A 10,147-nucleotide genomic window follows, 5' to 3' on the forward strand; every position below is an offset into this window, starting at 1 on the left:
CTGGCGCGCGGCTGGCAGGTCCAGGGTAGCCTGGTGCAGCAAAACAGCTCGCTGACCAGCTCCAGCCTGTATCCCAAGTACCAGCTCAAGCTCGGCAGCACCTACGGCTTCGAAGGCGGCGCGCTGCGCGGTCTGACGTTGGGGGCGGCGACTCGCTGGCAAAGCAAGACTTCGACCAGCGACAGCCACAACACTCTGGCACAGCAGTCCTACGCCGTGCTGGATCTGATGGCCCGCTACCAGGTCGACAGGCATCTGTCGCTGAGCCTGAACGTGAACAATCTGCTGGACAAGAAATACTTTGCCGGCGTCAGCAATCTGGGCGGCCTCTACTACACCTGGGGTGCGCCGCGCAGCGTGAACGTGGGTATGCGCTACGACTTCTGAGGGTTGGCAGCACCCGGGTCCTCGAATCCGTCGCCCACTTCTGCCTGAGTGCGGCGCGCCAGACGGGCGATTGCCGGCCTGCTTTGCCATGGTTCAGCCAGGCCCGGTGGGGGCCGGCCTGTGCCAGGGCGTGGCGCGGATGACCCTTTTTGGGTTTTCGTTTGTCATACATAAAGAAAGGGCCTTGCGGCCTGCTTTGCCCCGGGCCGTCCGGGGCCTCCATCTCTTTCCTTATGTCATGACTCCATTCTTTCTACGCTTTGTGGGCAGCAGCGTCCTGTCCCGGCTGCTGGCCGCCGTTCTGGGCGGCTATCTGCTGGCCAGCGCCCTGGCCGTATTCCTGGCGACGGTCCTCTCCGAGCCGCGTGCCGAGTCGGTGCTGGCGGGCATGCTGTGGAGTTTCCCTGCGTATCTGCTGGCCGTGATCTGGGCCTTTTCGCCGGTGTCGCCGGGCCGCGTCTGGCTGGGGCTGCTGCTGCCCGGCATCGTGCTGGCGGGCGCCTCGGCCTGGCTGGCTGGAGGAGCTTGAGCATGGCCGAGCGTAAAAATGCGGGCGGAGCAGGCCAGGGTGGTTTTCGCCAGGCCCAGGCCTGGCTGCACACATGGTGCGGCCTGTGGTTTTCCTGGTTGCTGTTCGCGGTCTTTTTCACGGGGACGCTGGCGGTCTTCGAGGAGCCCATCTCCCACTGGATGACGCCCGAGCATCATGCCCAGGAGCAGGCGCAGGCGGCCGCCCGAGCCTCCGGCCAGCGTGGGGGTGATCTGGGCCAGCGCCTGGCCTGGGGCCTGGCCTATATGGAAAAACACCATCCGGGTGCCGAGATGTGGGAGCTGTGGCCTTCCGATGCCGAGGGCGCTGGCGACCTGCGTGTCTACTGGTTCGATGAAAAGCGCCAGTACGCTGCGGCCGAACTGGATTCCGCCACCGGGCAGCCGCTGGGCAAGGACCAGGCTCACGGCGCCGTGCGCGCCACCAAGGGGGGCCACCATTTCGTGGATTTCCACTACCGGCTGCATGCGGGGCAGGCAGGCCTCTGGGTGGTCGGCATTGCGGGCATGGCCATGCTGGTGGCGCTGCTCAGCGGGGTCATCACGCACAGGCGCATCTTCAAGGACTTCTTCACCTTTCGTGCCCGCAAGGGGCAGCGCAGCTGGCTGGATGCCCACAATGCGGTGGCGGTGCTGACGCTGCCATTCCAGATCATGATTGCCTATACGGGGATTGCCATCTCCGCCTCGACCTTGATGCCGGCCGGCATTGCGGTCTATTTCGGCACGGGCAGCCAGGGACTGCGCGACTATGTGGTGGCGCTCAACGAGTCGGACAGGCCGGCACCGTCGGGCCGGTCCATGGCGGTTCCGCAGCTGGAGCCGTTTGTGCAACGCGCCCAGGCGCTGATGGGCCAGCCCGTGCGGGCCGTGGTCGTGGACAACCCAGGCGATGCGGCGGCACGCATCGGCGTCTACGGCTGGAACAGCGAGGAGGAAATGCAGCAGCGTCTGAACCCGACGACCGGCATGGTGATGTTCTCGGCGGCGACAGCCGAGGTGCTGAGGCTGCGCCAGCCTGGCGAGGTGGACGGTGGTGACGCCTCCATGGCCAAGTCGGTGATAGGCAGTCTGCACCAGGTGGAGTTCGGCGGCCAGGCGCTCAAGTGGCTGTATTTCCTCTGCGGGCTGGCGGGCAGTGCCATGATGGCCAGCGGCGCCATCCTGTTCATGGTCAAGCGCCGCGGCAAGCACCCGGGCCGGCAGGCCGGCGAGTTCGGCAGCGCCACGGCGCGCGTGTACCGGCTCGTCGAGGGACTCAATGTCGCGGCCATCGCCGGTCTGGGCCTGGGCTGCATCGGCTATCTGTGGGCCAACCGCCTGGTTCCCGTCGGGCTGTCCCATAGAGCGAGTTGGGAGCTGGCGGTGTTCTTCGGGCTGTGGGGCCTGACACTGCTGCATGCCATGGTGCGTGCTCCCGCAGCGGCATGGCGGGAGCAACTGGGCCTGCTGGCCGCCTTGTGCCTGCTGCTGCCGCTGCTGAACTGGATCACGGTCGGTGACAGTCTGCCTGCACAGATCGCTCGCGGCGACTGGGAGAGCGCAGGGGTGGAGCTGAGCGCCATGGCGCTGGGATTGCTTACAGCCTGGGCCTGGCACTATCTGCGGCGCCGCAGCGTCCGTTCGGAAAGCCCGGTTTCAGCGGGCAAGATGGAGGTGGGAACATGAATGTATTGCACGCATCGTGGCTGGCATTTGCGCTGAGCTTTGCGGGCATGGCGGCGCTGGCGTTTGCCATGGAACGCCACCATGAGCAGCTCACGGCTGCCATGGAGATCCCTGCGGCGCGAGCGGGGCTGATGCGCGCAGTGGGAGCGGGGCTGCTGGCTGCGGCGGTCATGCCCTGTGTACAGGCCTGGGGCTGGTCCGTAGGCGTCGTGGCCTGGCTGGGCTGGCTATCGGCAGGCGCATTGCTCGTCGTTGCCCTGATCAGCATCGCTGCCCGCGGGGCCGCTGCGGCTGCCTGCATTCTGGCCGCGGCTGCTGCGGTCATGGCCGCTGTCTGGAGCGCCTGAGATAGCGGTGGAGGCCGGCATCGGCGGCTACGACCAGCTTATGGTGCATGGCTGTGTCCGTGCATCTGGCGTGTGGCGGGCAGATGCTTTTTCGGGTGCTGTGCTGCCGGGGAGCACAAAATCATGCAGAGCTTGATGAACAAAAGGATGCAAAAAAGGGATGCAGGTGCATCCCTTTTTTGACATTGGGCGCAGGCCCGGCATGCCGGGCTGCAACAAGGCGTTGATTACTTGACAGCTGCGCGAGCGGCTTCCGCCTTGGCCTTGGCGTCGTCCAGCTGCTTTTGCAGGGCTGCAGCCTCGGCTTCGGCCTTCTTGGCCTCTTCTTCCTTGGCCTTCCTGGCTTCGGCTTCCTTGTCGCCACCGCCCATGGCACCGGCAATGGCATTGCCGGCCATGGTGCCGGCCACGGCACCGACGGCAGCGCCGGCCATGGTGCCCATCATGCCGGAGCCACGAGCGGCAGGAGCTGCTGCCGCTGCGGGTGCGGCGGCAGGGGCCGCTGCCGCAGCGGGGGCTGCTGCAGGAGCAGCCTTGGGCGCGGCGGCGGCAGGAGCCACGGGCGCGGGCTGAGCCGGTGCCTTGCTGCCGATGCTGGCAGGGCGAACGGACTTGCTGCTGCCCATGCGCTTGGCCTGAGCCAGCGAAGGCACGGTCAGCGATGCGATGGCGATGGCAATCACGGAGGCGGCAGCACGGTACGAAGTCTTCACGAAATGGTTTCCAGTCATGGTTGTCATAGACGGCCGCCCGCACTCAGACGAGCGAAGGCAACCAGCATGCCCTGCAACGGTTGTCGCAAAAGGCTTGCTTGCTATGGTATTTAAAGTCGAGAGGTGGATTTTCAAGGTGCCGAGCTGAAACTGTCCGTAAAAGGACAGGGCTCGGACCCTGGCGGCCGGATGTTTTGTGTGATGTGTGAGGCCGCACGCTATTGTAGGAACAGTCTGCGCGCGCAAAAGTTCCAGCAGTCTTCCATGCAGGGAAATAGCCATGACAATGCCCCGCAGCGCAAGGGCGCGCGCAGGGCAGGCGATGGACCCGGTGGCAGAGCGCTTCAGCGCTTCAATGCTTCTGGTGCAACTGCACCCAGTCCAGAAAGCGTGTCATGTACTTGACGAGGAAGTCATGGCTGCCCTGGCCGATCTTGCCGTCAGCGTCGAGCAGGGTGTCGGACCAGCGCACAAAGCCTTCGGGCTGGGGAAGGGTGGGCATGTCCAGCGACACCAATACATTGCGCAGGTGCTGCTGGGCCATGGCCGTGGCGGCCGCTCCGGGCGAACTGCCGATCACGGCGGCCGGCAGTCCTGCCCAGACGGATTGGCCATAGGGACGGCTCAGGCCATCGAGCACGTTCTTGAGCGCTGCGGGGATGGAGCGGTTGTATTCGGGCGTCACGAACAGAACGCCGTGGCAGCCGCGAATCTGGGGTTTGAGGTCGTCAAAGGGCTTGAAATCGGGGGTGCTGTCGAAGTCGCGGTTGTAGACCGGCAGGCGGCTGATATCGATGAATTCGAAATCGGCCTTGTCCTGCATGAGTACAGCCAGGCCCTGGGCGAGCTGGCGGTTGATGGACTGCTTGCTGAGGCTGCCCACGATGACGGCGATTTTGAGTTGGCTCATGCTCTGACCTTTCGACCGGGTTGAGGAAGATGCATGGCACTGTAGCAAAGCTGTCGGGGATGGCTGCACCGTAGCGGGCGCAAAAAAGCCGCTGACCCTGGGCGACAGGGCCGCGGCTGATGGGGGCAGGTGCTTGTTCCAGCCTATCGGAGCACTTCCAGCAGGCGATCCAGGCCGCCTTCGTTGATGGCGACCTTGGCCTCGTTGCGCACGCGCGGCTTGGCGTGGAAGGCCACAGACAGACCGGCCGCCTGCATCATGGGAATGTCGTTGCTGCCATCGCCCACGGCAATGCACTGGCTGGCATCGATGCCGATCAGCGAAGCCACTTCCAGCAAGGTGCGGCGCTTTTCCGCACCGTCGCAGATATCGCCCCAGGCCTGCTCGACCAGGCCTCCAGTCAGTGCACCGTCCTTGATCTCCAGCACATTGGCGCGTACAAAGTCGATATCCAGCAGGCCGCGCACATGCTCGGCAAAGTAGGTGAAACCGCCCGAGACCAGCAGCACTTTCAGGCCCGCGGCCTTGGCGGCCCTGACCAGGGTTTCAGCGCCCGGCGAGAGTTTCAGGCGTTCGGCCAGAACGCGGGCCATGTCGGCCTCGGTCACTCCGACCAGCTTGCCTACGCGTTGGCGCAGGCTGTCCTTGAAGTCGGTGATTTCGCCGCGCATGGTGGCTTCGGTAATCGCCGCCACTTCGGCCTTCTTGCCCGTGGCGTCGGCGATCTCGTCGATGCACTCGATGGTGATCAGCGTCGAGTCCATATCAAAGGCGATGAGCTTGTAGTCCGCCAGCTTCTGGGGAGCGGTAAAGCCGCGGATCATCAGGCCGGGGGCGAATTCGGTGGCGTCGGTCATTGCGAATCGTGCGAATGAGGGGTAGCAGAAAGGGGTATGGCAGAGATCAGGTCTGCGCCATTCCTCAAGATGGCCGCCATTATCCGCTGTTGTGGCGGGCTTCGGCTTGCCATTCACCCCTGAGTTTGCCCCCTGGTGCGGTTCGAGGCGGTGCCTGCTTACTGCGGCTGGATGCCTGCAGCCTTGACCAGCTCGGCATGCAGCCTGATGTCCTGGGCCACGGTCTGCCTGAGCTGCTCGGGCGTCGATGGTGCGACTTCCATGCCGTTTTCACCCAGTTTGGTCTTGATCTCGCTGTCCAGTGCCACGCGCACGGCGCGGTTGAGCTTGTCGATCACGGGCTGCGGCGTCTTGGCCGGTGCGAACAGCCCGACCCAGGCCGAGAGGTTGAGATCGGCAAAACCGCCTTCCGCCATGGTGGGGGTGTTGGGCAGCATGGCCGCGCGCCGGGGCGCCATCACAGCCAGGGCATGCAGCTTGCCGGCCTGGATATGCGGCAGGGCTTCGGGCAGCACGGCAAACAGCATGTCCACATTGCCGGCCAGTGTGTCGTTGACGGCCGGCGCACCGCCTTTGTAGGGCACGTGGAGCATCTTGGCCTGGGTGCGCGTCTCGAACATCAGCGCGGCCAGATGCTGTGGGCTGCCGTCGCCGGATGAGGCAAAGGTCAGCTTGCCTGGGGCGGCCTTGGCGGCCGCCACCACGGCAGCCACGCTGGGGAATTTCTGTCTGTCCTTGACCACCAGTACCATGGGCTGATTCACCAGCTTGCTGATGGGCGCGAAGTCGGCCTCGGGGTCATAGGGCAGGGATTTGAAGATGCTCTTGTTGGTGGTCAGGAATGAGGCCGGCGAGACCATCAGCGTATAGCCGTCCGGGGCGGATCGCGCCACGGCCGGCGTGCCGATCTGACCCGAGGCACCGGCACGGTTGTCCACCACAAAAGGCTGCTTGAGTTCAGTGGCCAGCTTCTGCCCCACGACCCGGGCAATCATGTCGGCGCTGCCTCCGGCGGGCAGGGCGACGATGACCTTGACCGCGCGCTCGGGATAGGCGTCCTGGGCCTGGGCCGTGGCAGTCAGTCCTGCCGCCACCAGCATGCAGGCCAGTGCGGGGCGGGCCACGGAATCGGCTGCGTGGCGGATGCGGCGGTGAACGATGTTGCGAACGGGTTGGAACAGCATGCGATCCCTCTCTTTCTCAAGATATGCACCGCCTGGGTGATGGCCGTGGTGCGATAGCCCGATGATGAGCAAGCCTTGTGCCAGATGTCCTGGCGTTTTGCCGGATGGAGCGATCCGGTTGGCGCCGTTGCCGGGAGAGTGCCCGACCTGAATGCGTCTCGACGGCCTCAGCTTTCAGGCCCGCCAGGCGGCTGCAGATATATGGCATCGGACCAGGTGGCCACCCAGTGCGGGCGAAACACCACGAATACCGCTGTCAGCATACCGGTGGTCACGCCATCGCTCCAGGCCATGAGCCAGCGTGCCATGTGCGAGAGCTCGTCATTGACGTTGGGCAGCACATGTCCGGCCCACTGGCCGAGCAAGGACGCAATGAATACGCATACCACAGTGCCCAGGAAGCCGCGCAAGAATATGAAGACAAAGATGTTGTGCCAGCACCAGCGGCGCACTGCTGCCCCCCAGAGCATGGCCAGCGTGGCCGGTACCAGCCCCTGCCAGACCGCCAGGCCCAGCGCGTCCTGCAGTCCGAGCGCAGGGGCGAGCGCAAAGGCCATCGCGCTGGTCGCTATCAGTACGGGCACTGCAAGCGGCCAACCGATCAGTAGCAGTACCAGCGGTGCACCAGACCAGTGCAGTTGCAGAGGCATTTTGTGCAGCGCAGGCAATGCCCAGACCCAGGGCAGCAGCACCAGAATGGCCAGCAGCGGCGTCATCAGTGGCGACAGCACCGGGTCGCGCTTGCCGCCGGGCCCGGCCCTGCTGCCCAGCATGCGCCAGGGACGGCAGAGCAGGGCCAGCAACAAGGCCAGCAGGGCAATAGCGGTTTCAAGATACATGGCGGCTCGGCTTATCAGGCTCAGCCGCCATCTTGCATCGTCTGGTGCGTACTGGGACCAATAGCCCTGCCGGCCTCGTCAGCCGCCTTGTCAGGCATGAACAGCTGCTTCGCTCTTGAGTGGCTGGCCCAGGCTGCGCAGCACATCGCGCACCATCTGGGCACGGTCCTTGGGGTTCTCCAGTTCCTTTTCGATGCGCAGCTTCTCGTTGCCCGCCAGCTTGATGTGCTTGTTCTTCTGTATCAGATGAATGATGTTCATGGGATCGATCGGCGGCTGGGGCTTGAAGCTGATGTTGATCACCCCGGGAGCCGCATCGACCTTGACCACGCCATAGGGCTGGCTCAGCACGCGCAGGCGGTGGACGTCGATCAGGGTCTGCGCCTGGGGCGGCAGCTTGCCGAAACGATCCACGATTTCCTCGAGCAGGCTATCGATCTGGTCGGCCGTCTTCGCCGTTGCCAGCTTCTTGTAGAACGACAGGCGCAGATGGACGTCGCCGCAGTAGTCGTTGGGCAGCAGGGCCGGCGCATGCAGATTGATATCGGTGGAGGCCGACAGCGGCGAGAGCAGATCGGGTTCCTTGCCGGCCTTGAGGCTGCGCACGGCTTCGGACAGCATCTCGTTATAGAGCTGGAAGCCCACCTCCATCATGTTGCCGCTCTGGTTTTCGCCCAGCACCTCCCCGGCGCCACGGATTTCCAGGTCATGCATGGCCAGATAGAAGCCCGAGCCCAGTTCCTCCATCTGCTGGATGGCCTCCAGCCGCTGCTGGGCCTGCTTGGTCAGGCCGTCCAGGTCCGGCACCATCAGATAGGCATAGGCCTGATGGTGGCTGCGTCCTACCCGTCCGCGCAACTGGTGCAGCTGCGCCAGACCGAACTTGTCCGCGCGGCTGATGAGAATGGTGTTGGCCGAGGGAACATCGATGCCGGTCTCGATGATGGTCGAACACAGCAGGATGTTGTAGCGCTGGGCCACGAAATCGCGCATGACGCGTTCGAGCTCGCGCTCGGGCATCTGGCCATGGGCCACGGCAATGCGTGCCTCCGGCAGGATCTCCTCCAGCTTCTGCTTGCGGTTCTCTATGGTTTCGACCTCGTTGTGCAGGAAGTAGATCTGTCCGCCGCGCTTGAGTTCGCGCAGCACGGCTTCGCGGATCACGCCCGTGCCTTCGTTGCGCACAAAGGTCTTGATGGCCAGACGCCGCTGCGGCGCGGTGGCGATCACCGACAGGTCGCGCAGCCCCTCCAGCGCCATGCCCATGGTGCGCGGAATCGGGGTGGCCGTCAGCGTCAGCACATCGACCTCGGCGCGCATGGCCTTCATGGCCTCCTTGTGGCGCACGCCAAAGCGGTGTTCCTCGTCGATGATGAGCAGGCCCAGGTTCTTGAACTGCGTTGATTCGGACAGCAGCTTGTGCGTGCCGACCACGATATCCACCGTACCGTCCGAGATGCCCTTGATGGCCGCCGTGATCTCCTTGCCCGAGCGAAAGCGCGACACCTCGGCAACCTTGATCGGCCATTTGGAGAAGCGGTCCACCAGGGTCTGGTAATGCTGCTCGGCCAGCAGCGTGGTGGGGGCCAGGAAGGCGACCTGCTTGCCGCCCATGGCCGCCACAAAGGCCGCGCGCAGTGCGACCTCGGTCTTGCCGAAGCCCACATCGCCACAGACCAGGCGGTCCATGGGCTGGGGGCTGATCATGTCCTGCACCACGGCGTGGATGGCGGCGCGCTGGTCGGCCGTTTCCTCGAAGCCGAAGTCGGCCACAAACTGCTCGTAGTCGGCCGTAGGGAAGCGGAAGGCATGGCCCTGGCGCGCGGCGCGGCGGGCGTAGATATTGAGCAGTTCGGCGGCCGAGTCGCGCACCTGTTCGGCGGCCTTGCGCTTGGCCTTTTCCCACTGCGTTCCGCCCAGCTTGTGCAGCGGCGCATCGTCGGGCGAGACGCCGGTGTAGCGGCTGATCAGGTGCAACTGGCTCACAGGAACGTAGAGCACGGCGTCGGCCGCATACTCCAGGTGCAGAAACTCCTGCAGTGCGGGCGTGCCGTCAGGGTTCTTCTGGCCCATGTCCATGTTGATGAGCCCGCGATAGCGACCGATGCCGTGGTCGGCATGGACGATGGGGTCTCCGACCTTGAGCTCGGAAAGGTCCTTGATCAGGGCCTCGACATCGCTGACCTGCTCCTGGCGGCGGCGACGGCGACCCGTGGGGCTGCTCGCGAACAGCTCGGTTTCGGTGACAAAGTCCAGGCCTTCCTCGACCCAGGCAAAGCCCGTCATCAGGCTGGAGGTGGCGATACCGACCTTTTCCGTAGCTTCGGCCTGGAACTCGGCCAGCGAATCGAATACGGGTGGGTTGACCCCCGAGGCGCGGAAGAAATCGAGAAGGCTCTCGCGCCTGCCATCGGATTCAGCCAGAAGCAAGACCCTGCTCGCGCCAGTTGCTATATGTTTTTGCAGCTTGGCCAGCGGGTCATCGGCTCCGCGCACGACGGAAAGGTCTTCAAGCTTCTGGAAGATGGCGCTGTCGGCCACATCTTCGGTGCCTGGGCGCAAGGCCAGCTGGGCGTGTTCCTTGCTGCGGGTATAAAACTGGTCGGCGCTGAGAAACAGCGTCTCGGGCGGCAGCGCCGGGTGGTCGGGATCGCCTTGCACCAGGCGGTAGCGGTCCTTGGTGTCCTGCCAGA

10 protein-coding genes are annotated in these 10,147 nt (G+C 64.7%); 4 read left to right on the top strand and 6 right to left on the bottom strand.

The window, feature by feature from the left end; translation table 11 throughout:
* The 4 genes from E2583_RS11655 to E2583_RS11670 form a co-directional block, all read left to right on the top strand.
* Window positions 1-387 (top strand): TonB-dependent receptor (locus E2583_RS11655; protein WP_291595955.1); only part of this gene is annotated, 387 nt, incomplete at its 5' end.
* A gap of 238 nt (window positions 388-625) precedes the next feature.
* Window positions 626-916: a DUF3649 domain-containing protein gene (locus tag E2583_RS11660; protein WP_291595957.1), complete on the top strand. Its 291-nt coding sequence runs from the start codon at window positions 626-628 to the stop codon at window positions 914-916.
* 2 nt (window positions 917-918) lie between these two features.
* Window positions 919-2,604, top strand: coding sequence for a PepSY domain-containing protein (locus E2583_RS11665; protein ID WP_291595958.1), 1,686 nt, complete (start codon window positions 919-921; stop codon window positions 2,602-2,604).
* A complete protein-coding gene (locus E2583_RS11670) occupies window positions 2,601-2,951 on the top strand; it encodes a DUF3325 domain-containing protein (protein WP_291595960.1) in 351 nt (116 codons plus the stop codon). The genes E2583_RS11665 and E2583_RS11670 overlap by 4 nt, the downstream gene beginning before the upstream one ends.
* 227 nt (window positions 2,952-3,178) lie before the next feature.
* Here the strand turns inward: E2583_RS11670 and E2583_RS11675 are convergent, their stop codons facing one another.
* The 6 genes from E2583_RS11675 to mfd form a co-directional block, all read right to left on the bottom strand.
* Window positions 3,179-3,691 (bottom strand): ABC transporter substrate-binding protein, encoded by a 513-nt coding sequence (locus tag E2583_RS11675; protein WP_291595962.1) that lies wholly within the window; start codon window positions 3,689-3,691, stop codon window positions 3,179-3,181.
* A gap of 325 nt (window positions 3,692-4,016) precedes the next feature.
* Window positions 4,017-4,574, bottom strand: a complete 558-nt coding sequence (locus E2583_RS11680; protein ID WP_291595963.1) for an NADPH-dependent FMN reductase — start codon at window positions 4,572-4,574, stop codon at window positions 4,017-4,019.
* Window positions 4,575-4,717: 143 nt separating this feature from the next.
* On the bottom strand, window positions 4,718-5,431 hold the full coding sequence (serB, locus tag E2583_RS11685) for a phosphoserine phosphatase SerB (protein ID WP_003070298.1): 714 nt from the start codon (window positions 5,429-5,431) through the stop codon (window positions 4,718-4,720).
* Between the two features lie 158 nt (window positions 5,432-5,589).
* Complete coding sequence (locus tag E2583_RS11690) at window positions 5,590-6,615, bottom strand: tripartite tricarboxylate transporter substrate binding protein (protein WP_291595964.1); 1,026 nt, start codon at window positions 6,613-6,615, stop codon at window positions 5,590-5,592.
* A gap of 167 nt (window positions 6,616-6,782) precedes the next feature.
* A complete protein-coding gene (locus tag E2583_RS11695; RefSeq protein ID WP_291595966.1) occupies window positions 6,783-7,454 on the bottom strand; it encodes a hypothetical protein in 672 nt (223 codons plus the stop codon).
* A gap of 90 nt (window positions 7,455-7,544) precedes the next feature.
* On the bottom strand, window positions 7,545-10,147 hold a 2,603-nt coding region (gene mfd / locus E2583_RS11700), incomplete at its 5' end, for a transcription-repair coupling factor (protein WP_291595968.1).

Origin of the sequence: Comamonas sp. (assembly GCF_009360615.1) — a bacterium.
GTDB lineage: Bacteria > Pseudomonadota > Gammaproteobacteria > Burkholderiales > Burkholderiaceae_C > Comamonas.

Bases quoted from the DNA above. Each gene is read 5' to 3' on its own strand.
- serB (WP_003070298.1), bottom strand. From the start codon at position 5,431: ATGACCGACGCCACCGAATTCGCCCCCGGCCTGATGATCCGCGGCTTT.
- E2583_RS11670 (WP_291595960.1), top strand. From the start codon at position 2,601: ATGAATGTATTGCACGCATCGTGGCTGGCATTTGCGCTGAGCTTTGCG.
- E2583_RS11695 (WP_291595966.1), bottom strand. From the start codon at position 7,454: ATGTATCTTGAAACCGCTATTGCCCTGCTGGCCTTGTTGCTGGCCCTG.
- E2583_RS11680 (WP_291595963.1), bottom strand. From the start codon at position 4,574: ATGAGCCAACTCAAAATCGCCGTCATCGTGGGCAGCCTCAGCAAGCAG.
- E2583_RS11690 (WP_291595964.1), bottom strand. From the start codon at position 6,615: ATGCTGTTCCAACCCGTTCGCAACATCGTTCACCGCCGCATCCGCCAC.
- E2583_RS11665 (WP_291595958.1), top strand. From the start codon at position 919: ATGGCCGAGCGTAAAAATGCGGGCGGAGCAGGCCAGGGTGGTTTTCGC.
- E2583_RS11660 (WP_291595957.1), top strand. From the start codon at position 626: ATGACTCCATTCTTTCTACGCTTTGTGGGCAGCAGCGTCCTGTCCCGG.
- E2583_RS11675 (WP_291595962.1), bottom strand. From the start codon at position 3,691: ATGACAACCATGACTGGAAACCATTTCGTGAAGACTTCGTACCGTGCT.